Origin of the sequence: Nocardia sp. NBC_01388 (assembly GCF_045040085.1) — a bacterium.
Taxonomy (GTDB): domain Bacteria; phylum Actinomycetota; class Actinomycetes; order Mycobacteriales; family Mycobacteriaceae; genus Nocardia.
Genome location: NZ_CP109553.1, coordinates 1,466,289 through 1,490,731 on the forward strand (window position 1 = coordinate 1,466,289; position 24,443 = coordinate 1,490,731).

Here is a 24,443-nt window from a genome sequence, read left to right on the forward strand (position 1 = left end):
CGAAAGTCCCACTCCTGCTCAGCCTTTGCGCCCCACACCGGCCAAACCGAGTGAGCGGCCGGGTGCTTCGTGCTGATCGCGTTCGGATTCGGGCCGCCACACCGGCAGCTCGACCACGCCGGGCTCCACCAGGTCCCAGCCCTCGAAGAATTCGGTGATCGCCTCGCGCGAGCGGAAGTGGATACCGACATTGCTCTTACCGGCCGCGTTCGCACCGAGCTTGGCCGCATCCTCGGGCCGGGAGGCCGAGGAGAGGTGCGAGAGGGCGATATAACTGCCCGCGGGCACCGCGGCCCGCACCGTGGCGACGGTATCGGCCGGACGGTCGTCATCGCCGAGCAGGTGCAGGACGGCGAACAGCAGCACGCCGACCGGCTGCTCGAAATCGATCATGCCGCTCTCGCGGGCTGCCGCGAGCAGATCGACCGGCTTGCGCAGATCGGCCTCGATGGCGGCGGCGCGGTCATTGCCCTGCAGGATGGCCCGCGCGTGCGCGACGGCCACCGGATCGATATCGGCGTACAGCACCCGGCAGCCCGGGTCGATCTCCTGCGCGATCTCGTGCACATTGCCCGCGGTCGGAATGCCGGAACCGATATCCAGGAACTGCCGGATGCCCGAATCCACCAGGAAGCGCACCGAGCGCCGCAGGAAGGCGCGATTGCTCAGGGCCAGCCGCGGCAGGTCCGGCACCAGCGCCTTGCCCATTTCGGCAGCGCGCCGATCGATATCGAAATTGTGTGAGCCACCCAGCAGCGCGTCGTACATGCGAGCCGGACTCGCCTGCGCCATGTCCACGCCCTCCGGGGCCCATGCCGGTCTTTCCATCCCACACCCTCCTGCACTGACGATCGAACCCGGCCGGACGATCGAGGAAGGGGTTCGCCGTGTTCCCGATCACCCGGACGGTGCACCGCGAATGTTAGCTCGCATTCTCCAGAAATCTTGTAGCGGCGTCGATCTCGTGATGTTGCGCGAGGTTCGTCACCGCTCGGCGGACGCGGAACACGTGTTGTGAGTGAGCGGCGGCACGCACACTCCGGTCACGTCGTTCAGCAACAGCCGGGCGCCCAGCACCAGTGAGCACAGGGCTACCGCTCCGAACGCCAATACCCACAGTAGTCCGGGTACGCGAGTGAGGCGCGCCAGCTGATCGGCATCGGAATTGGGTTCGTTCCGGCGATTACGCTGCAACTCGATCACCGGTCGCACCGCGGCCAGCAGCAGGAACCAGGCCGCCAGATAGGCCACTGCCGCCTGAACGGTATCGGTGCCGAACCAGGAGACCAGGAAGATCAGCCCGCCGGTCAGGAAGACCGTCAGGAGGCCGTATCCATTGCGTACCTTCAGCAGCAGAACCGCCAGCAGTGCGATGGTCAGCCACAGCATGAGCGTGATGCGATGCGCGCCCAGCAGTGCCGCGTAGCCCAGACCCAGCAGCGCGGGTGCGGGATAGCCGGCGGCGCTGGTGAGAATCATGCCGAGCCCGTATGGCTTTCCGCTCGAGACGGTGAGTCCGGAAGTGTCCGAATGCAATCGGATGCTGTTGAGCCGCCGTCCCGTCAGCAGCGCCGTGAACGCATGCCCGCCCTCGTGTGCGATGGTCACCACATTGCGCAGAATCCGCCAGGTCGGGCGGAAGGCCACCAGTAACAGCGCAACAACTCCCGTGCCGACCACCAATTGCCACGGCTGTGCGGACTGCTGGGATGTCACCCGATCCATGATCGTGCTGCCGCGTTCGATCAACTCTGCGCTCTGCATCGCCGAACCATAGCGAGTGTCGCCGTCCGGGGCCAGATCACCGCTGGACAGATGGCTTTTCGCGGGATACGGGTGGGGGGCCGATGCGCGCAATCACCGGACGTGGCAGGGGGATCGACGCGATAATCGGCGAGGGCCCGATTCCGGTGTGCCCGCCGAGAGGAGACCATCGTGTCGGACTCGCAGCAGAAATCATTCGCGGTAGGCACCCTCGCCGGTGTGAATCCGCCCTTGGCCGCCGCGCGCCTCATGGTGCGGATGGCCCGGCTCGGACGGCTGGATTCGGTGCTGGCGCCGGATCATCTGATCGGTGTGTTCCCACGTGCGGTGTGGGACAGCGACTTCACGCCGCAGGCGAAGGCGGTCGGCAGCCCGGACGAACAGTTCGACTACGCGCCATTGCTCGCGCATCTGGCCGCCGGGGCGGGCCGGGTGCAGCTGGGCGTCGGTGTGACGGATCCGCACCGCCGGCATCCGGTTTTGCTGGCGCAGAGCTTTCTCACCCTCGCGCATATGACGAAGGTGCCGCCCATCCTGGGGATCGGCTCCGGTGAGCGGGAGAACCTCGATCCGTACGGGTTCGCCTGGAATCGTCCGGTGGACCGCCTGGAGGAGGCGCTGCAGGTGCTCCGCGCGGCGCTCACCGCGACGGAGCCGCTCGAATTCTCCGGTAAGTATTACAAAATCGACAGGGCGCCAATGGATTTGACGGCGCCGCCCGGGCGGATGCCGCAGGTGTGGATCGGTGCGCACGGACCGCGCATGCTGGAGTTGACGGGGCGATATGCCGACGGATGGTATCCGTGGGAGTCGATGTCACCGGACGAGTACCAGCGGCGGCTGGGGCTGGTGCACGCCGCTGCCCGCGCGACCGGGCGCGATCCGGAGGCGATCGTGCCCGCCCAGATGCTCTCGATCGTCACCGCGCGTACGCAGGCGGGAATCCGGCGGCTGCTGCGCAATCCGTCGGTGCGCTATCTGGGCCTGATGGCTCCGGGCGCGGTGTGGACGCGCTGCGGCGCGAAACATCCCTTCGGAGAAGACTTCCGGGGTCTCATCGATCTGATGCCGCATCAATTGACCAGAGCCGAGGTGCTGGCGGCGATCGAGGAGGTTCCGGACGAGGTCCTGTACGAGTGGCTGGTGATCGGCACGCCCGCGGAGGTGCTGGCCCGGGTGCGCGCCCTGGCCGATGCGGGACTGCGGCACGCCATCATCTTCCCGTCCTCCGCGCTGGTGTCCAATGCCGATGCGGCCTTCGGCTACGGCGTGGTGCTGTGGCTGGCGGCCCGGCTGCGCCGCCCGCCGGCGGAGTGACATGGATTACAGTCCATGCGGTTGCTGCATTATGGCTGAATAGACTGCGATACGCGGCCGGAGCGGGGGGTCCGGTGCTGTGCGGTTCGTCAGTGCAGGAGGGTTCGTCCGGCGCCGAGGGGGCAGTACATGCGGGTTGGTCTGCGGTTGCTTCGCGATTGGTGGCGTGAGGACGTCGACTACGGATGGGTGGTCGACGCGATCGCGTCCCGGTCGTCACTCGGGGTGCTCAAGGTTGCTATCGGTGTGTGCGGGTTGGTGGCGCCGGCGATCTGTGTGCTGATGCTGCTGTCGCCGCAGGCGCCGGACGGGCCGCTGGGGCGGGCGGTGCTGTGGCTGCTCGTCGGGGCCGGAGTGGCCTGGGGTGTGCGCTGGGTTGTGCTGCCCTGGCCGGCCGAGGCGGAATCGCTGGTGCTGGTGGCGATCGCCGATGTGTCCGTGACCGTGGTGTGCGCACTGAGTCCCGGCTATGTGGTGCGGTCCGTGGGAATGCTGCTGCTGTTGATCGTCGGCATCTATGTGAGCGCGTTCCATGCTCCGAAAGCCCTTGCCGTGCACACGATGTGGTCACTCGGCTCGGCCGCGCTGCTCGCGGCTCCGCTGATCGGCAGCGGCGATGTGACCTCGGCGGCGATCATGATGCTGGGTATGGCCGCGGCCGTCGTGGTACCGCCCGGACTGCAGTTTTGCTACTGGGTGCTGCGCAGCGAAATGCTTTCGGACCCACTGACAATGCTGCTGAGCCGGCGCGGGCTCGACTACCATTCGGCGGCCCTGCTGGCGCGTCCGTCACCGTTGCCGGTATGCGTGATGATGATCGACCTCGACCGGTTCAAATCCGTCAATGACAGCTTCGGGCATACCGCCGGTGACGAGGTGCTGGTGTGCATCGCCGATCGCTTGCGCCGGGCCGCACCCGCCGGCAGCATCGTCTCCCGCTTCGGCGGTGAGGAGTTCGCGGTCATCGTGCGGTTGCCCGGTGCGGCGGCGGTGGCCGCGGCCGAGCGATTACGCGGCGCCGTTGCCGCGCCGATCGGTTCGATATCGGTCACTGCCAGCCTCGGGCTCGCAATCGTCGATAGGGCGGCCATCGGTGATCGCCGGGGTACTCGGGACTCGCTGCGGGAGATCCTCGGATCCGCGGACCGGGCTATGTATCAGGCGAAACAGCGGGGTGGTGACGCCGTCCTGGCGGCGCCTCATTCATGCAGTGCGCAAGCGAGTTCGGCTAGTTGACCGAGGGTGCGGTCGAGCTGCTCGTAACCGTGCTTCTCCAGCACCTTCGTCACCGAGTCGGTGATCAGCAGTCCGGTGAAGGTGATGCCCGCGGTGACGGTCGTGCCGGCGGCCGTGCCCTGCAACCAATAGGTGAAATCGCATTGCACACCGGTCTGCCCGATACCGCGCAGCACCACGCGATTGGGCTCGTCGAGCCGCCGCGCGGTCCACTCGACCTCCTCGGCCATACCGTGGATCAGCACCTCGGAGACCACGGTCGAACCTTCCATCAGGCGCTCGGGCGGCTTGCCGACGAAATCACGGTGGATGCCGAACCAGTGTTCCCATGTGGTCGGAGAAATAATGGTGTTGAACAGTGCCTCGGGGGTTCCGGGCAGATCTCGGCTGAGAAGTATCGCTCCCAATGCGGCTCCTGGGTGGTATTGGCAGCGCCCTGTTCTCGAATACCAGTTACTGTGTGCCACAGATACTTTCGTGGTGCACCACAAACCATTCGATCGAATGTGCTTGAAGTCAAAGGGAAGTAGCCCTCCACGGACAAAGAGGTGGTCGAGAGTGGTTGCGCTGGTGCGGATTGCCGACCGCCTCCGAATAATTCCCCCCGAGCCGACGCGGTTGATCTTGGCACACGGAAAACGGCAGCACAACAGGAATGTAAACCCAGATTAACGGTGATTTTGCAAATGAAATCGCATTCTGATGATCATGTGGCACAGGAGGTTTCGGGCCCGTCGATCAGCGGGTCTGGCGGCGCAGCGTGGCCGCGCCGCCGAGCAGGGTGGCAATGGCGAACAGGGCGATGGCCAGCAGGTCCAGCCAGAGTCGGGTGGTCGGGAGCGGGAAGGTGCCCACCTCGCCCATGGCCTCGGCCGCGTAGCGCAGCGGCATGACATCGCCGGCCCACTGCAGGGCGGTGGACATTTCCGCGCGCGGCCAGATGAGTCCGCACAGCAGGATCTGCGGGAACACGATGGCCGGCATGAATTGCAGGGCCTGGAATTCGGTGCGGGCGAAGGCGCTGGTCAACAGTCCGGTGCAGCAGCCGAGAATGGCCGTGCTGACAGCGATCAGCAGGACCGTCGCAATATTTCCCTGGGTGCGCAGACCGAGCAGGCCGTAGGCGACGGCGCAGGCGACGCAGGCCTGGATGGCCGCCAGGGCGGCGAAGGCGATGGCATAGCCGAAGAGCAGATCGAGTTTGTGCAGGGGAGTGCTGAGCAGGCGTTCGAGGGTGCCGCTGACGCGCTCGCGCAGCATGGCGACACTGGTGATGAGGAACATCGAGGTGAAGGGGAAGATGCCCAGCAGCATCAGCCCGATCTGATCGAAGATGTCGAGACGGTCGACGAAGATGTACCGCAGCAGGGCCAGCAGCAGACTGGGCACGGTGATGACCAGTGCGATGGTGCGCCGATCGTGCCGGACCTGGGTGAGCACGCGCGCGGTGGTGGCCAGAGTGAGCGAAACAGTCATCAGGCGAGCACCTTTCGGTCGTCGGAGTCGCCGGCCTGCTGCAGGATCAGGCGCAGGAACGCGTCTTCGAGATTCGGCGCACCGGTGGCGGCGCGCAGGTCGTCCGGTGTCTCGTCGGCGAGCAGTCGGCCGTCCCGCAGCAGGAGCAGTCGCTCGCAGCGGTCGGCTTCGTCCATCACATGACTCGAGACCAGCAGGGTGGTGCCCGCATCGGCGAGGGTGTGGAACCGGGTCCAGATATCGCGGCGCAGTACCGGATCGAGGCCGACGGTCGGTTCGTCCAGGACCAGTACGGCCGGGTGCGCGAGCAGTGCGCAGGCCAGCGAGACGCGGGCGCGCTGGCCGCCCGAGAGCGCGTCGACCATCCGATCGGCGATATCGGCGAGGCCCACATCGCGGATCGCGGCCTCGGCGGAGGCCGCGCCGGTGCCCTGGATCTTGGCGAAATAGCGGGCGTTCTGGCGGATTGTCAGATCGCCGTAGACCGAAGGCTGCTGTGTCACATAGCCGACCTGCCTGCGCAATTCGGCCGTACCCGCAGGACGGCCCAGGACGGTGACAGTGCCGGACCGAATGCGCTGCACGCCGACAATGGCGCGCAGCAGTGTGGTCTTACCCGATCCGCTGGGGCCGAGCAATCCGGTCACACTGCCCGGCGGCAGTGCGAAGCTGATATCGCGCAGGACCTCCTGCTTGCCGCGGCTGACACTCAGACTCAGCACCTCGATTGCGCTGTCGGTCATTTCGGGATCCTTCATGATTGCTTGCCCGGGAGGGAGGCTGCCTGTGATTTGGACACCGCGACATTCAGATGAGCGTCCGGGTGCTCCGGAAATCCGAGGGTGGTCCGCAGCGGCAGATGGGCTCCCCGTACGCGGACCCATATGGTCAGAGTCGCGTCCTTGGTGGCGCCCGGCAGTATCGCCGCGAGCGATTCGGCCGGTACCACCGCCTGGATCTTGAACGCATCGATGCCGGTGAACTGTTCGCGCCCAACGGTTTCCGGATCTCGCAGTGAGCGCAGCAGCCGGGCGAGCCCGCCGTCGCGCCCGATCATGCCGCTCGGGCTGGGGAATCCGGACGGCAGCGGGACGAGAGTTCCGTTGTCGGATCTACTGAAAACCTTGCCCTGGGAGGCGACGAACCGCGTCACCGATCCGGTGGGCAGTGTCGCCGTGCCGGTCGCGCTACCGCCGTCGCTCTTGGAGACATCGGCCTCCAGTCCGCGCAGTGGGAAGCCTGGCACCGACCCCTCGGCCTGGAGCGCCAGATGTGCGGAATCTATTGCGCCGGCGGAGATTGCGGCATCGCGCATCATCAGCCCGGCATCGGGCAGTCCCCCCGATCCGTCGGCGCAGCCGGTCAGTACACCGGCCGTGGTGAGCGCGAAAATCGCGCTCGCAATCCTGTAGCGCACCGGGACCTCCTATGGGTAGGGACGCTACCTATAGGCTAGGGCATTTTCGCCTTGAAGGGTAGGCTTGCTACCCATGAGTGCAGAAGTGCTGAAAGGGCACCTGGACGGGATGATCCTGGCCGTGCTCGCCGACGGACCGCGCCACGGCTACGGCGTCATCGATGCCCTTCGCACTCGCACCGGCGGCCGTTTCGATCTGCCCAAGGGCACCATCTATCCGGCCCTGCATCGGCTCGAACAGGCGGGGCTGATCGACGGTGCGTGGTCCAGGGAGGGTGGCCGGCAGCGGCGCACCTATACCCTGAGTGCTGCCGGGCATCGGCAGCTCGGACAGGAGCGGGCGTCCTGGCGGGACTTCGTCGCCGCGGTCGGCGCTCTGATGGAGGGGAACGCTGTCATGGGGGAAGAGCCTTGGCCCGCACTGTGATCGACGATTATCTCGACGACCTGGGTACCCGGTTGACGGGCACCTGGTGGGAACGCCAGGCGATCCTCGCCGAGATCGGCGACGGGTTGAACGACGCCGTGGAACATTATCGCGCGCAGGGGCTTTCGCTGGAACGAGCAAGCATCGCCGCCATCGAGGAATTCGGCGGTCCGACGGTCATCGCCGCCGAGTTCGTACCGGTGCTGTCCTCCAAGCGGATTCACCGCTACGGCTGTACGTTCACCGCGATCGGGCCGGTCATCGGTGTGCTGTGGGGTACCGCTGCGCTCCTGGGTTCGTTCAGTGCGGTACCGCGGTCGCTGACGATCGCCGGCCTGGTACTCATGGGCTTCGCGGTTGTCGTCGGCGTACCGTGCACCGCCTTGGCCATCGCGTCCACCGGCCGGGCGAGCCGCGTGGTGCGCATCCCGACGCGACTGGCAGCCAGGGCGCTACTCGTCACCGCGACGGTATCGGTGTTCATCGACGGAACCCTGCTGATCACCCTGCTGACCCTGCTCGCCGAGGCTCCTCGCGATCTGGTCATCCTGCCGGTGACTTTCGGTGCGCTGGTGAGTATTACGCGCATCAGTATCGCGGTGACCAGCGTGCCGCGCCTCGGCCCGGCCCGCTGCGCACCGGCCCTGTGGACCAGGCCGCCGGCCTAGACACGCCGCCTGCCAACCGTTGTGGCCAGATTGCCGCTGGACAGATGGCTGTTCAAGGGGTATTTAAACGGGTACTGCTACCGATGACTTCGGTGCCAGTGGCGCCGTGGAGGGAGGTGGTCCAGGTGCCGGAGGCTCCTTCAGCTGTGGTGCGGATGTGGCGGGTTCGGCCGTGGAACCCCAATCCGCTGCTGCGTGTTTCGGATCGGTTCGAAGTCCTGGTGCGGGTGCTGGCGGTGCTGGCCGTGGTGGTGGCCGTGCCGATCTCCGGCGCCATCGGAACCGTGAGCTATACCGGCGCGGTGGCGCGAATCGCCGCACAGGACGCGGGCAAGACGCAGGTGACCGCGACGGTCACCGCCGATGCGCAATTGCTGCCGACGGCGGATCACTATGGCGCCCAGCCGGACCGATACCAGGTGCCCGTGCAATTCATGTTCGATGCGCACGCCAGGACCGCCACCATCGAGCTTCCGAAACCGAAATTGTCGGGGTCGACCACCGCGCTGTGGATCGGACCCGAGGGAAATCCGACCATGGCTCCGGCGCGACCGGGTTCGGCCGCGGCCGAGGGAGTCGGCACCGGGCTGGCCATCCTGGTCGAAAGCTGGTGCGCCACTGCCGCATCGGTGTGGATCACCGCCGCCGTGCTCGATTCGCGGCGTAGCGCTCGCTGGGAGCGGGAATGGCGCCTGCTGAATCGGCCGATCGGCAAGGACTCGCTGTAGCCGCCGGCGAGCTCATCCGGGCGCGCCAGGCGAGCTCATCCGGGGGAGCTCAGTATTCGCCGTGCACGAGATTCTCCGGCGCCTCCCCGGCGAGATAGCGGCCGATCTGGCGGGTCGCGATGGCCCACCCACGTTCCTGGGCGCCCCGGCTACTCCCGCCCACATGCGGGGTGAGCAACAGTCCGGGCGCGTCCCACAGCGGATGGCCGGCGGGCAGCGGCTCCGGATCGGTGACATCGAGAACGGCACGCAGACGGCCGCTTCGGAGCTCGGCCAGCAGCGCATCGGTGTGCACCACCGGGCCGCGGGCGGCATTCACCACAATCGCGCCGTCGGCCAGGCGGGCCAGGAAGGCCGCATCCACCATGCCGATGGTCTTACTGGTCACCGGCACCATGAGCACCACCGCATCGAAATCGCCGAGCAGCTGCGGCAGTTCGTCCACACCGTGCACTCCCTCGCGGGCATGCGTACCGACCAGGACGCTCGTAGCATCGAACGGTGCGAGTTTGCGTTGCAGTTCCGCGGCCAGATCGCCGGCGCCGATGATCAGAATCCGCTTGCCGGACAAGGTGTCCGTCTGATGCTGCGTCCAGCGGTGCTCCCGCTGCGCCGTCGCGAACCCGATGAATTCCCGATACACGGTGAGCAATCCGGTGATCGCCCATTCGGCGGTGCTCGCCCCGTGCGCTCCGCGGGCGATGGAGACCTGCACGCTCGCGGGCACCTTCCCGACCCAGGCCTCCGCACCGGCGGTCAGCAGCTGCACCAGGCGCAGTTTCGGTAGCGCCCAGGTCATCTGCACCGCTTCGGGGCCGACCAGGAAACCGGGCACCAGCACCTCGGCCTCATCGGCCCCCGCGGGCAGCGGCTCGCCGAGCCCGAAGCGCAACGGCCGCACGCCCTCCAGACGCGAAACCGCCGCGAGGCCGTAGTCATCCGGAACCAGCACCGTCACCGTCATAGGTTTCAAGCTAGTGGATGGGCCCCGCGGCGGTCCGCGAGCATTACTCAGAGATGGTTAGTAATACCAGCGCCTGCCGCCGACCGGGCGGCCCATCGAGCCCAGTGCCCACAGCACCAGACCGGCGACGATGGCGATGATTCCCAGCGTGGTGACGATCGGGATGCCGACCAGCCAGCCGATGACGAGCAGAACGATACCGAGAGCAATCATGACTAATTCCTATTTCGATTTGGAGAGCGAAGTAGCCGGCTTTGCGGGCGTGGAGCGGTTCATGAACCGGTTGAAGGACCAGATGGGCTGCGACGGCGCTGCTGCGGCCGCCTTTTTCGGATCCGCCGGCAGGGCGGATCGTTTGGGCGGCTGCGGTTCCGGTACCGGCTTGGTGGTCAGTTCGCGCCGGGCCGCAGCCATTTCGCGACGCGAGTTCCGGAGGTCGCGGCGTGCCGCGACCCCGCGCCGGGACGTGGCCCACGTCCCGGCCAGCAGCATGATCAGCCCACAGGTGCCGATCGCCCCGATCAGGATGCCGTAGGCGAACAACAGGCCGGACGATCCGGCATAGGTGTGCTCGAAGACGGTGAAACCGCCTGGAATCAGATGATTTTCGCCGCTGTTGGCGGCAATGCCGGCAACCCCGACCACCACAGCGCCGATGAGGACGATGAGCCCGATGATGATGAACATAGGGCGGCAATTCCCGCTGCTGACCGCATCAAACGTGCAGGACGGCGTGTTGTTCCGAGCTCTCTGTCGCCTCTGTTGCGTCTGTGCCCCGCTGCCGAGCGAATCCCGGTGCAAAAATGTTCAAGACCTCACCTCTGATGGTCCGGCAGTCTGAGCGTGATTGCTCGCCTATCTGAAGGATGGTTATGTCCACTGTTCGTAAATCGGTCCTGCTCGCCGCTGATCTGGAGACCACGTGGGATGCGTTGCGGGACTGGCCGGCTCTCTCGACGCGTCTGGTGCCGGGGTTCGTGGTCGATTGCCGCATCGAGGACGGCGACCGGGTCATCACCTTCTTCGAAGGGTCCACGGCGCGCGAGCGGCTCGTGGGTGTCGACGAGAGCGAACATCGCTTGGCGTACACCGCGATCACGGCTCCGTTCGCCTTCAGTCACTACAACGGGGGCGTCCAGGTCTTTGCTCACGATGAGGGGAGCGAGCTGGTGTGGACAGTCGATCTGCTGCCCGATGAGTTCGCCGAGGAGGTCGGGAAGTTCATGGAGGCGGGGACCGCGGCCATGCGAACTGCCTTGGGTGTGCCAGGGCGCGTAGCCGACTGACCGTGCCGCCCGCGCCGGCACGGCTAGGCGCATGGATTGGTCACCGCCACAGGGAAACTCGTCGATTCGCATGGAATCACTCGACGATTCTTGCGGGCGCTGTCGGAGGTCGTGATTAAGGTGCGGGAGATGCGAACCGTCCTGCGCCTTGCCACTCGCCCGAATTTTGCGATGTCGGCGGTGAGCTGCCGCGATGATCACACGCACTGGTCCGCGGAAGAGGCCAGGTGCGGCCACAGTATGGTGCTCGTCCGCCGCGGTCGATTTCGCCGGCGTGCGAACGGCGTCGAGTCCACGGTGGACAACACCATGGCTTATGTCGCCATCCCGGACATGGAGGAGAGATTTGCTCATCCCGCCGGTGGCGACGAATGCACCCTGGTCGAATTCTCACCCGCATTGTGGCGGACGTTGACCGGTGATGCGGCGCTGGTCACGCGGTCGTCGGTGTATGTCGATGCGGCGCTGGATCTTGCGCATCGCCGCCTGCTGGGTGCCCGAGAAGACGTCGACTATGCGCTCTGCGAGGAGTTGCTCGGCCTGCTCGGCACCGCGCTCGGCCAGGTCGTGGCGACTGTGCCGTCACAGGTCGAGCGGCGGTCCTCCGATCACAAGCTCGCCGCGGCGGCGCGGGAGGCGATCGCGATGGACCATCCCGCCGCAGCAGGGCTCTTCCCGCTCGCCGAGTCGCTCGCCGTCTCGCCATATCGGTTGAGCCGCGTGTTCTCCCGCGAATTCGGGGTGTCACTGACTCGGTACCGCAATCGTGTCCGGATCGGTCGCGCCCTCGATTCCCTCGAGCAGGGCCAGATCGGCCTGGCTCAGCTCGCCGCCGATCTCGGCTTCGCGGACCAGGCGCATATGACCCGGATGGTGCGCGAGCAGCTCGGCCACACACCGTCAGCGCTCGAGCGAATCCTGAGTGGTTCTGTGCACGTGTGACCGCGCTACCGAACACCCATGCGGAAAAGAATGCCGGCGACGAGCAGTACCAGATCGGAAATGGCCATGACACTTCCTCGCTGTAGACGGGCACGCCGATACTCCAGCGTCTCCTTTTCGGAGTAGCCGCAACGATGAGGTCCAAACGTGCCGGGGTCTGCCCGGCACGTCGGCCCCGGTCAGTGCGTCTTTTCGCCGATGGCGGCCAGCAGGTCTTTGAACACCGGGTACTGGTACACCATGCTCAGGGGCATGGGGACCGCGTTCTTGCCGAGCTCGGTGCTGAGGTGGATGGCGGCGAGTGAGTTTCCTCCGGAGAGGAAGAAATTGTCGTCGGCGCTCGGCTCCACGCCCAGGACCGAGGACCACACCTTGGTCAGGATCGGTTGTGTCCCGCTGGTTTTCGGTGCGGGCTCGGACTCGGGTGCTGAATCGGCCTGGTGCGGGCCGCTGTCCGGCGCCGGCAGGCGTGCGATATCGGCTTTTCCATTGGTGGTCAGTGGAATCTTGTCCACGACCGTGTAGAACGCGGGCCGCATGTACGAGGGCAGCATGCGGGCGACCGCGCCGCGCAGTTCCGGCAGATCCAGATCGTCGCCGACCAGATAGGCATCGAGGCGGGTGGTGGCGAACTGGCCTTCGGTCCGGTGGCACACCACGATCGCGTCGCGGACGCCGGGTTGGCGTCTGAGGCAATTGCGGATCTCGTCCAGTTCGATGCGGTAGCCGTTGATCTTGACCTGGTGGTCGATGCGGCCGAGATGTTCGAGCGTGCCGTCGGGGCGGAGGCGGCCGAGATCGCCGCTGCGGTACCAGCGCTGCCCGTCCGGGCCCGCCACGAACTTCGTCGCGGTCAGGGCGGGCTTTCCCGAATAGTAAAGCGCCAGACCGGCACCGGCGACGACTATCTCACCCGGAAATCCCGGGGGAGCGGGCCGCAGATCCGGGCCCAGCACGGTGGTGTGCCAACCCGCGATGGCATGCCCCACCGATCGGGGCGCGCGCAGTGTGGTGTGTTTGGTGACCGGTTGCACGGTGACGTGGACGGTGGTCTCGGTGATGCCGTACATATTGATCAGCTGGCAGCGATTCGCCGGGTAGCGGTCCAGCCAGGCGGCGGAACTGCCGGCCTGCAAGGCTTCTCCGCCCAGGATCACCAACCGGACCGTGTCGAGCAGCGGCGCCTGCGCATCGAAACTCACCAGGTGCGCGAAGGCCGACGGCGTCTGGTTCAGCACCGTCACACCGCTGCCGCGCAACAGCTCGTGGAACTGCCGCGGATCGCGCGCCGCGCTCTTGGGCACCACGGCCACCGCGCCGCCGGTGGCCAGTGCGCCCCAGATCTCCCAGACCGAGAAATCGAACGCGGGGGAGTGGAAGGCGCTCCACACATCGGTCTCCGAGAGCGAGAACTGCTCGGTGAGCGCGTCGATGAGGGCGAGCACACTGCGGTGCGCGATCACCGTGCCTTTGGGCCGGCCGGTGGTGCCCGAGGTGTAGATCGCGTAGGCGGGTGCGTTCTCCGACAACCCCTGCGGCAGTGCGGCATCCGGCGCCGTGCTGGCGGCGAGGGCCGAAATGTCCACCGCACGAGCCGAATCCGGTACCGCGCCGAGCAACTGCTGCTCGACCACGGCCACCCGCGCACGGGAGTCCTCGATGATGTACCGCAGCCGTTCCATCGGGAATTCGATATCGACGGGAACGTAGGCCGCGCCGCACTTCCAGATGCCCAGCATGGTGGCGAAGAGCGTTGCGGATTTCGCCGCCGCGACCACCACGAAGTCACCCGGCAGCACCCCGAGCTGCAGCAGACCCGCCGCGATGCGCTGCGATTGCGCTTCGAGTTCTCCGAACGAGGTCGACGCGGTTCCGTCCAGCACCGCGGTCGAGGAGGGGCGGTCGGCCGCATGGGCGGCAATGCGCTGTTCCATTCGGCCACCCGCACCGGGGGCGCGTACGGCCGCGACCGAGATCGATTCCGGGACATCGGCGTAGGCGATATCGAGCAGTCGCAGATCCGGGCCCTTCGCCTGGATCTGCGCGTAGACGAAGCCGAGCACCTGCGCGATCTGATGGATGAACTCCGCCGCTTCCTCCGACCGGGTCCGCAGCAGTACCCGGCCGATGCCGGGATCGGACGTCGGATGGATCGCGATGTCGAAGTCGTGCGATGCGGCCGGCTTCGGAAGGAAAACGCCTGGCGCGCCGGTGTAATCGATGATCCGCACCGACCGCAGGCCGTGGTCGGATTCCAGCCCTGCCGCGGTTGCCTCCGGCGTGGCGGCCGAGAGCTGAGACACGACGTCCCCGATCGAACCGTGCACTCCGAATTCGCAAGTGCCGGCACCGGATTCGGAGAACATTCGCGCACGGACGGCGGGTGACCGCAGCAATACGTCAGCAGTCGCCAGATCGACCGCGAGCGCTGCGGTATCCAGGAATCGGCCCAGCACAATGACGACCGCGGCAGCCAATTCGGTGGTCTGGTACGCCTCGCCGAATTCGATGTCGATCGCGCCGGCCAGTGCGTCGGACGTGTCTTGCAGGGCCGGTAACGACCGTGCGCCGGCGCGATCGAACTCGGCGAGCACACCGCTGAGGTCACCGTCCGCCAGCAGCACCATATCGGTGACACCGCCGAGATAACCGGTGCAGGTCAGCCGGGCCCGCAGCCCCGGGGCCAGCGGATGCGCCCGCTGCTGGCGCACGATTCTGTCCGCCGGATTCGACGCGGAGTCGAAAGGGGCGCTCTGGTACCAGATTCCGATGGTTTCGGGGTCCCCGCCGAGCGCTTCGGCACACCGGGCGGCAAGGGCGTCGACACCGCCGGGCATCGAGACGCGGACCGCGATTCCGGCCGGGTGCGAGGGGGTTTCGAGTCCGTCATCGGTGACGTCGTGCATTGTTTTCATGACTGCAGCTTCTGTCCGAGGGCCGATTAACGAGAGGTGAAGCCGCCGTCGACGGTGACGATCGAACCGACCACGCTCCGGCTTCTGCTGGAAGCCAGCCACGCGACAGTCTCGGCAATGTCCTCCGCGGCGACCAGCGCGTTGGAGGGTTGATCGCGCAGGAACATCTGCTCGTGGTCGCCGTTCAGGTCGAGTGCGTTCGCCACCTCGCGCAGCATTCTTCCTTCGAGTTCCGGTGCGTCATGGACCGATCCGGGGCACACCGCATTGACGCGGATTCCGTGGGGAGCCAGATCCAGCGCGGCGGCCTTGGTCAATCCGACCAATCCGTGCTTGGAGGCCACGTATCCCGCGAAATGCCGGTAGCCCACCAGGCCGGCCGTGGACGCGATATTGATAATGCTGCCCGAGCCCTGCTGCTTCATTATTCGCGCGGCCGCGGACAGGACCTGGAATGGTCCGGTGAGATTGATATCGAGCATGGTCGACCAGTCGTCGGAGGTCACCTCCTCGACACTGCTGCCGGAAGGACTGACAATCCCCGCGCAGTTGACCACAACGTCCAGCCGCCCGAAGCGCTGCAGCGCGAGCCGCATCGCTTCGTCGATATCACCGATATTCCGCACATCACCGGTGGCTGTTTCGGCATTCGCGCCCATTTCGACGCACAGTCGCCGGGTGTGCTCGAGTTGGCTCTCCGAACCCAGCGGATAAGGCACCTCGGGGGCGTCCTTGCCGATATCCATCAGCACCAGAGACATATTCGCCTCGGCCAGTCGAACGCTGCAGGCCCGACCGATCCCGCGTGCCGCGCCGGTGACGAGCGCGACTAGATGATCCTCACTTGCCATGGGAGATACGCGTGGTTTCCGCGATGAACTCCAGGGTCTCCTCGAGCCGGTCGGCGAGGTACATATGGCCGCCCTGGACCGTCTCGATCGAGAAGTTGCTGGTGGTCGCATTGCGCCAGCCGAGCATATCGGCCTCCGACACCAGTGCGTCGCCGGTTCCGCGCAGCGCGGTGATGGGCACATCGATGACGGTGTCGCTACCGGCGATATACGACTCGTGCATGAGCACATCGGCCCGCAGGATGGGCAGAATCAGCTGTCGCATTTCCGGATTGGCGAGTGCGGGATGGGTGTAACCCGCGAAAGCCTCCACCTTCGCCATGAATTCTTCGTCGGTCAGCGTCGAGGCGCGCTCGCTGCGCGGATGCCAGGGATCGGGCGACCCGCTCACGAAAACGTGATCGACCATGGCCCCGAGGGCGAGGGCCGTCTCGAAAGCGAGAATTGCTCCCATGCTGTGGCCGAAGACCAGTATTCGGCTGTCCGAGTCGCTCTCTGCCCGCACGTAGTCCGCAACCTCGGCAGCCGCCGTCCGGACGTCTACGAAAGGCGGATCGATGAACCGCTCCTCGTGACCGGGCAGCTGGATCGGCAGGAGATCGATCCCTTCCGGGGACTTCGTGTTTCGAAAGAACGAAGCGCCGGAGCCAGCAAACGGAAGACAAACAAGCTTGAGATTCGACACTCGGCGATGATTGCATACGCCCGTGGTCGAGTCTCGAGTTCGGAGTTCAGGCAGTACCGCCCTGCTCGGAGCCACTGCCGCCATCGGGATCGGATTGCGCCTTGATCTGTCTTGATAGTTGAAACGAATCAAAGTCACTGTGACGCAGATCACTTTGTATGCGAGGGTCCGCAATGAGACCGCCCGCCGGCAAGCGTCGGCGGCGGCCTCGGTGTCAGCTCCTCCGGGGGCCGGTGCGCAGCAGGTTCACCGCCTGTGCGCCCGGGTGGAATTCGACGTCGGCTACCGCGCTGATCTCCGGCGCCATGGCAGCAGCCTGCCCAATGAACCGTTTGTGATTGGAGCCGAACGCCCACTCGGAAAACCCACGGAACGTAAATTACGCGATATTCCGGTAACTCGCACAACATGGATCGCGGCCGCCACCGGCCTGCGCCGTTGCGTCAGGACCCGTGAATCTTTCTGGGTGACAACTGAATCGGAATGGCTCGGCGAGCCGCCGATATGTATTGGCAATTATTTGGCAAACTACCGCCATGTCTTTTTTGCCCGATTGTCTACACGGGTAGCGGCGCACCGTGCCCTGGCCGCTTCCCGGTGTTCCCGCGCCCATGCTGGCGATCGGGGGAGCGCCGCCGGACGCGGCCGGCTGGGCCGTGGAGATGAAGTGGGACGGGGTCCGGATCATCGCGGTGTGCGAGGCTCGGCAGTGCCGGCTCTACAGCCGCAACGGCAATGACGTCGGCGGTTCCTATCCCGAGGTGGTCGCCGCACTGAAAGTGTTGTCGGGGAACGGAAGTCTGATACTCGACGGTGAGATCGTGGCGCAGGAACCCGATGGCGCGCCGTCCTTCGGGCGGCTGCAGCGCCGCATGCATGTCGCGCTGCCCGGGGAGCAGCTGGTGGCGGAGGTTCCGGTGCAGTTCTTCGCCTTCGATGTACTGCGCATCGGCGCTCGCGACACCATGGCGGAGCCGTATCTCGAGCGCCGGAAGCGGCTGGCCGAAGTGGACTTCGCCGCACCGCTGTCCGCGCCGCCGCACTGGATCGAGGTCGATGCGCAGGCATTGCAGCGGGTGGCGCTGGAGCATCGGCTGGAGGGAATCGTCTCCAAGCGTGTCGATTCGGTGTATCTGCCCGGGCGGCGATCGCCTGCGTGGATCAAGACGCCGCTGCGGCAGCGCACCGAGGCCGTGGTTGCGGGCTGGACGCCAGGTGCGGGCGCGATGGGATCCACCTTCGGTTCACTGGTGCTCGGCGCCTATGACGAGAACGGCCGCTTCGTCTACATCGGCAATGCGGGCACCGGCTTCACCCAGGCCGCCCGCCGCATCATTCGCGCCACCCTCGGCGAAATCGAAACCTCGGCAAGTGCTTTCGACGAACCACCGCCCGAAGCCGCCGCGGCGGGCTGGCGCTGGGTGGACCCGATCCTGGTCGGAGACGTGGAGTATCGCGAATTCTCCGGTGCGCGTCTGCGTATGCCGAGCTGGAAGGGATTGCGCACCGACAAGGTTCCGGCGCAGGTCGACGTGCCGCCGCTGCGCTGAGTGGACTTGCGAACACCCGCTTGCGGCAACACAATTGGCGAAACTCCGCGAGATCGACCACAATTGGAGGGATGGGCGGCGAAGGGGCACGAATGCTGCGCGAGCTCTCGGCTGGCGATTCGCTGAAGCGGTTGGCCGGCGCGCAGTACGGGCGAATTGTTTTATCGCGCCGCGGAATTCCGATCATTCGGCCGGTGAACCACATCGTCGAAGAGGATGCGGTGCTGGTGCGCGCGAATTTGGGCGCGAGTCTGCTGGGTGGTGACGGGCAGGTCGTCGCGTACGAGGCGGACGACTTCGACGAGCACACCCGCCGAGGCTGGAGCGTCATCGTCACCGGGGTGGCGCGCGTGATCACCGATCCGGAACAGGTGCAGCGCTACGAGACCCTCATCGATTCGTGGATCACCATGCCGATGGATCATTTGATCCGCATCGAGACCGAGGTGGTCACCGGTGTCGAGCTCGTCGATGACATTACCGGCGAGTAGTTCCACGACCGGCCCACTGTGACGGCCACTACGTCTCCGGTAGCGTGACACGCCGTTGGCTCGAGCACGGCAATCCGCCGGCAAGCTCGGCGTGGCCGCGCATCTGTGCCGATGACGGCCGGATGCGGTGCGGCCGCACGCACGTGGAAGGAATACATGACAGCCTCTGAGAGACAGACGCCGATCGAATCGGCCGAACTACCCGGGGACGAGGGCTACTCCCGGGGACTGTCACCGCGCACCATTCAGATGATCGCTATCGGCGGTGCCATCGGCACCGGCCTGTTCTACGGCGCAGGCGGGGCGATCGCACAGGCGGGCCCCGCACTCATCCTCGCCTACCTGGTCGCAGGCCTGGCCATCTTCATCATCATGCGGGCGCTGGGCGAGCTGCTCACCTACCGCCCGGTCACCGGCAGCTTCGCCGAATACGCGAACGAATTCCTGGGCCGCTTCGCCGGCTTCGCCACCGGCTGGACCTACTGGGCCGTGTGGGTGAGCACCTGCATGGCCGAGATCACCGTCGCCGGGAAGTACGTGCAGTACTGGTTCGACATCCCGCAGTGGGTCACCGCGCTGGTGGTGCTCGGCATTATGTTCGGGCTGAACCTGGTGTCGGTGAAGCTGTTCGGTGAGGGCGAGTTCTGGTTCTCCATCATCAAGGTCACCGCCATCGTCGCCATGATCGCCATCGGCATCGGCGTGCTCATCTTCCACTTCGGCCATGCCGTCAATCCGACGCCCGCCAATCTGTGGAACGACGGCGGTGTGTTCCCGAACGGCTTCGGGCAGGCGCTGCTGGTGCTGCAGATCGTGGTCTTCGCCTATGTCGGTGTGGAGCTGGTCGGCGTCACCGCCGGTGAGGCCCGCGATCCGAAGCGGACCCTGCGCAAGGCCATCAATACCCTGCCGTTCCGCATCGGCCTGTTCTACGTGGGCGCGCTCATCGTCATCATGTCGGTCTCCAGCTGGCGGAATTTCCATGCCGGGCGCAGTCCGTTCGTGGAGGTGTTCGAGCAGATCGGCATTCCGGGCGCGGCCGCCATCATCAACTTCGTGCTGCTGACCGCGGCGCTGTCCTCGTGCAATTCGGGCATCTACTCCACCGGCCGTATGCTGCGCAGTCTGGCGCAGCGCGAGGAGGCGCCCGCCAAGTTGGGCGCGCTGAGCACCCGGTCGGTGCCCGCGACCGGTATCGCGGTATCGGCGGCGGTCATGGTGATCGGCGTGGCGGTGAACTACTTCTCCCCGGAGAAGGCCTTCGGTTACGTCACCTCGGTCTCCACCATGGGCATCATCTTCGTGTGGGGCATCATTCTGGTCTGCCACCTGATCTATCGCGCCCGCGTGAAAGCCGGACTGCTCCCCGCGAGCGACTATCGCCTGCCGGGCGCACCGGTGACTTCGCTACTGGCCCTGGCCTTCCTGGCGCTGGTCGTGGTGCTGCTGTTCTTCACCGATTCGGGCCGCACGGCCATCGTGGTCGGTGTCGTGTGGGGTGCGCTGGTCTGCGCGGCGTATCCGGTGCTGTCGCGTAAGCGCGCGTAAACGGCTGCTCCACCTCGCTTTTCGGGCGAATCAGGTACGCCCGTCGATGCGGCGGGCGTACCTTCCCTTCTGTAGGTTTCGGCTACGGGAGCGCGCATCAACGATCCGCGGCGGTATGCGGTCATCGGGGGCGGGCTGGCGGGGCCGCCCTCCGCGGTGTGGCTGGCGGAGGCCGGTAAGCAGGTCACGCTGCTGGAGCGGCGCGGACGGCTCGGCGGGCGCACCCATGCCCTGGAAGTCGCCACCCTGCACGATATTCCGGACAACGGCCAGCATGTGATCGCCAGCGGCTACGTCCATCTGTTCCGCTATCTGACCAGTGTCGGCACCCGGAAATTCGTGGAATTCCCGCACAGCGGCGTGCTGCGCTGGCCGGGCGGGCGTGCGACAACCATGGGCACCAAGGGTTTCCAGGCGTTGCGCGCACTGCTGGGTGCGCATCCCGACGCCGGCCCCGTGGACCGGACCCGGGCGGCGCTGGCCACCGCGCGCCTGGGCTGGCAGTGCCTCCATCAGCCCGGCGATCTGGCCGATCTCACCACCGATCAATGGTTCCGGCGGCTCGGTATGCCCGCCACCGCGCGGGTGTCGCTGTGGGACTGGCTGGCGCTGGGCATTGCCGCCGAACCGGTGCGACAGGAGTCGGCGAAGGTCTTCGCCGATGTGCTGGCCACCGGAATTCGCCTGGGCATCAAGCACAGACGGCCGGTCTCCATCGGCTACCCCACCACCGATCTCGACACCCTGTTCGTCACCGGCGCGCATCAGATCTTCGAGAAGTACGGCGTGGAGGTGAAGTACCGTGCGGTGGCACGGCATATCGATATTCGGGACGGTGTGGTCACGGGGGTGACGCTCGCCGACGGCGATACCGTGCCCGCCGATGCGGTGGTGTGCGCGGTCCCCAACTCGTATCTGGGCGGCCTGCTGGACGAGCTGCCCGAGCACGACGAGATGTACGCGGCCCCACGCCGCCGGCCGTCGCGCGCTCCTGACTGCATCGGATTCGTAACCACGGATCGCAATATCGTGCCGCTCAGTCGGATTGCTCGCGTTCGGCTCGTGGTTCCAGGGAATATCCCTCTGGTGACTGGAAGTAGTTCAGTACCAGGCGCGTGATCGACGTCAGGAAACGGTCGCGGGGAATCGGCGGATCGTCGAGCACGTAGCGGATGGTGAGATGTTCGACGGTCCGCACCAGCATCCAGGCGGCTGCGTCGAAATCCACATCCGCAGGCACCTCGTGAGACCGCATGGTCAGTGCCAGACGTGCCAGCTCACCGATCTGTTGTTCGAAGGCGAGCATTGTTGCGCCAGAGGAAAGTCGCAGTGTCTGCTCGACCACCGCCCGCAGCAGCTCACGATGCGTACCCAGGGCGTCCAGTAGCTCCGAAATAGTCTCTGGCACTGCGGCTTCGGGATCGTTGGTAATATTCGCCAGCACGCGGGCGCGGACCCTGTCTGCGACCTCGCCGGTGTAGCGCTCGATCACGGTGGCGACGATCGCGTCCTTGTTCGGGAAGTATTGATAGAGCGAACCCGGGCTGATGCCCGCCGCCTCGGCAATTCGATTGGTCGAGGCGCCGTCGTACCCGTGCCCGATCAATACCTGCTGACCTGCGTCGACAATGCGCTCGACCATGGCGCGGGAACGCTGCTGCTGCGGTGATTTTCGCGGCGTGGCAGGCGATTTCGGTAGTTGTCGTTTCGGTGCCATAGCGTTTCTGCGACGGTTCGGAATGCGAATTGAATGCGAGTAAATATTCGTGTCAGCCTGTGGCCATGGTGTCACAGGCAGCGGATTCGCACGAGCCCCATTCCGAGCCGAGGCCGCTCGGGCCGGACTCGCTGACGTGGAAGATCTTCGGTTCGCTCTACTACGGACCCACCGGATTCTTCATGGGCATGGTGCAGAACATGCATCCCGGACTCGGTGCGGGCGTGGAATTCCACTCCGATATCGGGAGTGAGCCCTATCAGCGTGTCCTGCGCTCCTCCTACCCGATTCTCGGCGTCGTCTTCGACGGGCCGCGGGCGCGGCAGACCGCGCAGGAGATCGTCGGGTACCACCGCGAGATCAAAGGCGTCGACGCGCAGGGCCGCCGGTACCACGCGCTCGACCCGGGCACCTTCTACTGGGCGCACGCGGTGTTCTTCATGCAGACGCTGCGCACGGCGGAACATTTCATGGGCGGCCTGACCGGTCCGCAGCGCGAACAGCTCTGGCGCGAGCACTACCAGTGGTACGAGATGTACGGCATGAGCATGCGGGTGGTGCCGCAGTCCTGGAACGACTTCCGCCGCTACTGGCGCGATATGTGCCGCGACACCCTGGAACCGACACCGTCGGCGTGGGACGTGTACAACCTCATCGATACCGCGCCGGTGCCACCGTTCCCGGTGCTGCGGCGACTGCCGGAGCCGCTGTGGGAAAAGGCGATTCGCCCGGCCGGAGCGGGCCTGGTCAAGTTCATCACCGTCGGGCTGTGCGATCCGGCCATTCGCGACACCATGGGCTTCCCCTGGGCCGATCGTGATCAGTGGCTCTTCGATCGGCTCTGCCGGGCGATATCCGCGCTGAACCGCATCACGCCGGACGAGGTGAAGTACGCCGCCCCACGCGTGCGCGCCGCCCGCCGCCGGGTGGCGGGCAGGCGACCCCCCGATATGCCGCCACCGGAGGCGCCCGAATCGCTGTGGCCCGCACCGGAACACCGCGCCGATCCCAAGCACTACTGCCCGGTCCACGTCGATCCGGGTGGCAACGCGGCCACCACATTCCGTCAGCTGACCGGGTTCTAGAGCAGAAGGTGTCCAGAGTTATGCAGCCACTGACCGAAGTTCAGCCCGTCGACGGCGGACATCCGTACGACTACTACTACCGCCCCGGCATGCCGCTGCGCCCGCCGCCGCCCCGCGCGGTCGCCTCGGAACTGTGGTTCGAGCCGCGCAAATCCATGCTGTCACCATGGCTGGAGGTGCGCCTGGAACCCCTGCAGACGCCGCGCACCCGGCTGATGGCCGACCATCTGTGGCAGGGCGACGAACCCATGGACGAGGTGGTCGCGGCCTTCCGGCGACTCGGCACCGCCGGTGGTCGGCGCATGCTGAATCAGGCGCTCGCGCACGGCATCGACAGTGTCGAGGATCCACCTGCGGAGCTGGTGAATCTCTTTGCGCGCATCGACAATCCACCGGACTGGTACGACCCGGACCTGTGGGAGTACGGCCGCCGGCTCTGGATCAATGTCTCCACGGCCGGGAAGATGGCCATGGGCGTACAGGATTTCATGGGCACCTTCGTCGGCGCCGAGGTCGCCTCGGCGGTGGGGGAGACAGGGCGTTTCGTCAAGGACCCCTACCGCCGCAATCTCGAATCCGCCGTCTGGTTCGGCAGTGTCACCGCACCCGGCGCCCTGGAGCGCAGCTCGCCGATTCTGCACGACACCGTGCGGGTGCGGCTCATGCACGCGCAGGTCCGCGCCATGCTGCGCCGGCGCTGGGGTGACGAGCATTTCGCGCGGCACGGCAATCCCATCTCCAATGCCACCACCATGGGCGCGGCTGTCACCTTCGGGCTGACCCCGATGTGCTTCGACCACGTGCACGGAAGGCGCTGCAGCACAAGGCAGCTCGATGCGGTGATGCACTACTGGGCTTATATCGCCTACTGCTTCGGGGTGGCCGAGGAACTGATTCCGCGCTCGGCCGCCGAGGGCATGGAGATGGTGGACTATATGGTGGCCACCGCCGGAGTCGCCCCGGAGCGGACGGCGAATATGGCAGGCGCCGCAACGCGCGGATTCAATCCGGCTTCGCTCCGGGGTCGCGTCCAGATCGCGGCTACCGCACCGGCATTGGGTGTGTTCGCGTATTACAGCGGCCAACCACTGGTGCGGACGCTGCTGGCGGATACGCCGCTGCGGTCGGTGCCGCTACAGCCCTGGTCCGCCGCGACCGGCATGGTCACCACCGCCGCCGTGCGGCTGCGCGCCCTCGATGATCAGCTCCCCGGCGCTCGCCGCCGGATGATCCGCCGGGCCGAACGCGTGGATCCGTTCTGGGACCGCAATATTCGCGTCGCCCGATTCCTGGCCGCGCGGGTCGGGATTCGGGGCACGCCGTTCGACCATCACGATGTCTCCGCGGAGCGAACGCCACGGTGCCCGATGTGAATC

26 protein-coding genes are annotated in these 24,443 nt (G+C 66.2%); 13 read left to right on the forward strand and 13 right to left on the reverse strand.

Annotated features, from left to right (window positions below):
• Window positions 1–18: 18 nt before the first annotated feature.
• Window positions 19–828, reverse strand: coding sequence for an SAM-dependent methyltransferase (locus tag OG716_RS06750; RefSeq protein WP_405136835.1), 810 nt, complete (start codon window positions 826–828; stop codon window positions 19–21).
• Between the two features lie 156 nt (window positions 829–984).
• On the reverse strand, window positions 985–1,764 hold the full coding sequence (locus tag OG716_RS06755; RefSeq protein WP_355122480.1) for a M50 family metallopeptidase: 780 nt from the start codon (window positions 1,762–1,764) through the stop codon (window positions 985–987).
• 171 nt (window positions 1,765–1,935) lie between these two features.
• Between OG716_RS06755 and OG716_RS06760 the strand changes: the two genes are divergently transcribed.
• Together OG716_RS06760 and OG716_RS06765 are read left to right on the forward strand one after the other, a co-directional pair.
• Window positions 1,936–3,081 carry an LLM class flavin-dependent oxidoreductase gene (locus OG716_RS06760; RefSeq protein WP_405136836.1) on the forward strand — a complete coding sequence of 382 codons (1,146 nt, stop codon included), beginning with the start codon at window positions 1,936–1,938 and terminating at the stop codon, window positions 3,079–3,081.
• Between the two features lie 129 nt (window positions 3,082–3,210).
• Window positions 3,211–4,317: a GGDEF domain-containing protein gene (locus OG716_RS06765; RefSeq protein ID WP_405136837.1), complete on the forward strand. Its 1,107-nt coding sequence runs from the start codon at window positions 3,211–3,213 to the stop codon at window positions 4,315–4,317.
• On the opposite strand, the gene OG716_RS06770 is transcribed toward OG716_RS06765, so the two are convergent.
• The 4 genes from OG716_RS06770 to OG716_RS06785 form a co-directional block, all read right to left on the reverse strand.
• Window positions 4,281–4,724: an SRPBCC family protein gene (locus OG716_RS06770; RefSeq protein ID WP_405136838.1), complete on the reverse strand. Its 444-nt coding sequence runs from the start codon at window positions 4,722–4,724 to the stop codon at window positions 4,281–4,283. The genes OG716_RS06765 and OG716_RS06770 overlap by 37 nt on opposite strands.
• Window positions 4,725–5,055: 331 nt before the next feature.
• Entirely contained in the window at window positions 5,056–5,793 is a 738-nt protein-coding gene (locus OG716_RS06775) for an ABC transporter permease (RefSeq protein ID WP_405136839.1), read from the reverse strand.
• The gene (locus OG716_RS06780; RefSeq protein ID WP_405136840.1) at window positions 5,793–6,536 is read right to left on the reverse strand and encodes an ABC transporter ATP-binding protein; all 744 of its coding nucleotides are present in this window, start codon (window positions 6,534–6,536) and stop codon (window positions 5,793–5,795) included. Before OG716_RS06780 ends, OG716_RS06775 begins: the two co-directional genes overlap by 1 nt.
• Before the next feature lie 11 nt (window positions 6,537–6,547).
• Window positions 6,548–7,210, reverse strand: a complete 663-nt coding sequence (locus tag OG716_RS06785) for an LppX_LprAFG lipoprotein (protein ID WP_405136841.1) — start codon at window positions 7,208–7,210, stop codon at window positions 6,548–6,550.
• 73 nt (window positions 7,211–7,283) lie between these two features.
• Here OG716_RS06785 and OG716_RS06790 point away from each other — a divergent pair, with 73 nt between their 5' ends.
• The 3 genes from OG716_RS06790 to OG716_RS06800 all read left to right on the forward strand — a co-directional run bounded on the left by OG716_RS06790 (window position 7,284) and on the right by OG716_RS06800 (window position 9,033).
• Entirely contained in the window at window positions 7,284–7,637 is a 354-nt protein-coding gene (locus OG716_RS06790) for a PadR family transcriptional regulator (protein WP_405136842.1), read from the forward strand.
• The gene (locus OG716_RS06795) at window positions 7,622–8,305 is read left to right on the forward strand and encodes a permease prefix domain 1-containing protein (RefSeq protein WP_405136843.1); all 684 of its coding nucleotides are present in this window, start codon (window positions 7,622–7,624) and stop codon (window positions 8,303–8,305) included. The genes OG716_RS06790 and OG716_RS06795 overlap by 16 nt, the downstream gene beginning before the upstream one ends.
• A 125-nt stretch (window positions 8,306–8,430) precedes the next feature.
• A complete protein-coding gene (locus OG716_RS06800) occupies window positions 8,431–9,033 on the forward strand; it encodes a hypothetical protein (protein ID WP_405136844.1) in 603 nt (200 codons plus the stop codon).
• A gap of 49 nt (window positions 9,034–9,082) precedes the next feature.
• Here OG716_RS06800 and OG716_RS06805 read toward each other — a convergent pair whose 3' ends face one another.
• Genes OG716_RS06805 through OG716_RS06815 form a run of 3 tightly spaced genes read right to left on the reverse strand, consistent with a single transcriptional unit; the run spans window position 9,083 to window position 10,684 of the window.
• Window positions 9,083–9,997 carry a 2-hydroxyacid dehydrogenase gene (locus OG716_RS06805; protein WP_405136845.1) on the reverse strand — a complete coding sequence of 305 codons (915 nt, stop codon included), beginning with the start codon at window positions 9,995–9,997 and terminating at the stop codon, window positions 9,083–9,085.
• Window positions 9,998–10,054: 57 nt separating this feature from the next.
• Window positions 10,055–10,210 carry a DUF6131 family protein gene (locus OG716_RS06810; RefSeq protein ID WP_355122458.1) on the reverse strand — a complete coding sequence of 52 codons (156 nt, stop codon included), beginning with the start codon at window positions 10,208–10,210 and terminating at the stop codon, window positions 10,055–10,057.
• 9 nt (window positions 10,211–10,219) lie between these two features.
• Window positions 10,220–10,684: a hypothetical protein gene (locus OG716_RS06815; protein ID WP_405136846.1), complete on the reverse strand. Its 465-nt coding sequence runs from the start codon at window positions 10,682–10,684 to the stop codon at window positions 10,220–10,222.
• A gap of 185 nt (window positions 10,685–10,869) precedes the next feature.
• Here OG716_RS06815 and OG716_RS06820 point away from each other — a divergent pair, with 185 nt between their 5' ends.
• Both OG716_RS06820 and OG716_RS06825 read left to right on the forward strand, forming a co-directional pair.
• Window positions 10,870–11,283, forward strand: coding sequence for an SRPBCC family protein (locus OG716_RS06820; protein WP_405136847.1), 414 nt, complete (start codon window positions 10,870–10,872; stop codon window positions 11,281–11,283).
• Window positions 11,284–11,523: 240 nt separating this feature from the next.
• Window positions 11,524–12,225: a helix-turn-helix domain-containing protein gene (locus OG716_RS06825; protein ID WP_405136848.1), complete on the forward strand. Its 702-nt coding sequence runs from the start codon at window positions 11,524–11,526 to the stop codon at window positions 12,223–12,225.
• Between the two features lie 179 nt (window positions 12,226–12,404).
• Here OG716_RS06825 and OG716_RS06830 read toward each other — a convergent pair whose 3' ends face one another.
• The 3 genes from OG716_RS06830 to OG716_RS06840 are packed head-to-tail and all read right to left on the reverse strand — an operon-like array spanning window position 12,405 to window position 16,760.
• A complete protein-coding gene (locus OG716_RS06830; protein ID WP_405136849.1) occupies window positions 12,405–15,140 on the reverse strand; it encodes a non-ribosomal peptide synthetase in 2,736 nt (911 codons plus the stop codon).
• A 26-nt stretch (window positions 15,141–15,166) separates the two neighbouring features.
• The gene (locus OG716_RS06835; RefSeq protein WP_405136850.1) at window positions 15,167–15,991 is read right to left on the reverse strand and encodes an SDR family oxidoreductase; all 825 of its coding nucleotides are present in this window, start codon (window positions 15,989–15,991) and stop codon (window positions 15,167–15,169) included.
• Window positions 15,981–16,760 carry a thioesterase II family protein gene (locus OG716_RS06840; protein ID WP_405136851.1) on the reverse strand — a complete coding sequence of 260 codons (780 nt, stop codon included), beginning with the start codon at window positions 16,758–16,760 and terminating at the stop codon, window positions 15,981–15,983. Before OG716_RS06840 ends, OG716_RS06835 begins: the two co-directional genes overlap by 11 nt.
• A gap of 494 nt (window positions 16,761–17,254) precedes the next feature.
• Between OG716_RS06840 and ligD the strand changes: the two genes are divergently transcribed.
• The 4 genes from ligD (at window position 17,255) to OG716_RS06860 (ending at window position 21,384) form a co-directional block, all read left to right on the forward strand.
• Window positions 17,255–18,226, forward strand: coding sequence for a non-homologous end-joining DNA ligase (gene ligD / locus OG716_RS06845; RefSeq protein ID WP_405136852.1), 972 nt, complete (start codon window positions 17,255–17,257; stop codon window positions 18,224–18,226).
• A gap of 92 nt (window positions 18,227–18,318) precedes the next feature.
• A complete protein-coding gene (locus OG716_RS06850) occupies window positions 18,319–18,717 on the forward strand; it encodes a pyridoxamine 5'-phosphate oxidase family protein (RefSeq protein ID WP_405139557.1) in 399 nt (132 codons plus the stop codon).
• Window positions 18,718–18,873: 156 nt separating this feature from the next.
• Window positions 18,874–20,265 (forward strand): amino acid permease, encoded by a 1,392-nt coding sequence (locus OG716_RS06855; RefSeq protein ID WP_405136853.1) that lies wholly within the window; start codon window positions 18,874–18,876, stop codon window positions 20,263–20,265.
• Between the two features lie 123 nt (window positions 20,266–20,388).
• On the forward strand, window positions 20,389–21,384 hold the full coding sequence (locus OG716_RS06860) for an FAD-dependent oxidoreductase (RefSeq protein WP_405139559.1): 996 nt from the start codon (window positions 20,389–20,391) through the stop codon (window positions 21,382–21,384).
• Here the strand turns inward: OG716_RS06860 and OG716_RS06865 are convergent.
• Window positions 21,302–21,982, reverse strand: a complete 681-nt coding sequence (locus OG716_RS06865; RefSeq protein WP_405136854.1) for a TetR/AcrR family transcriptional regulator — start codon at window positions 21,980–21,982, stop codon at window positions 21,302–21,304. The two genes, OG716_RS06860 and OG716_RS06865, sit on opposite strands and share 83 nt — an antisense overlap.
• Window positions 21,983–22,047: 65 nt before the next feature.
• Here OG716_RS06865 and OG716_RS06870 point away from each other — a divergent pair, with 65 nt between their 5' ends.
• Together OG716_RS06870 and OG716_RS06875 are read left to right on the forward strand one after the other, a co-directional pair.
• Window positions 22,048–23,067, forward strand: coding sequence for an oxygenase MpaB family protein (locus OG716_RS06870; protein WP_405136855.1), 1,020 nt, complete (start codon window positions 22,048–22,050; stop codon window positions 23,065–23,067).
• 20 nt (window positions 23,068–23,087) lie between these two features.
• Window positions 23,088–24,440, forward strand: a complete 1,353-nt coding sequence (locus OG716_RS06875; RefSeq protein ID WP_405136856.1) for an oxygenase MpaB family protein — start codon at window positions 23,088–23,090, stop codon at window positions 24,438–24,440.
• Window positions 24,441–24,443: the final 3 nt, after the last annotated feature.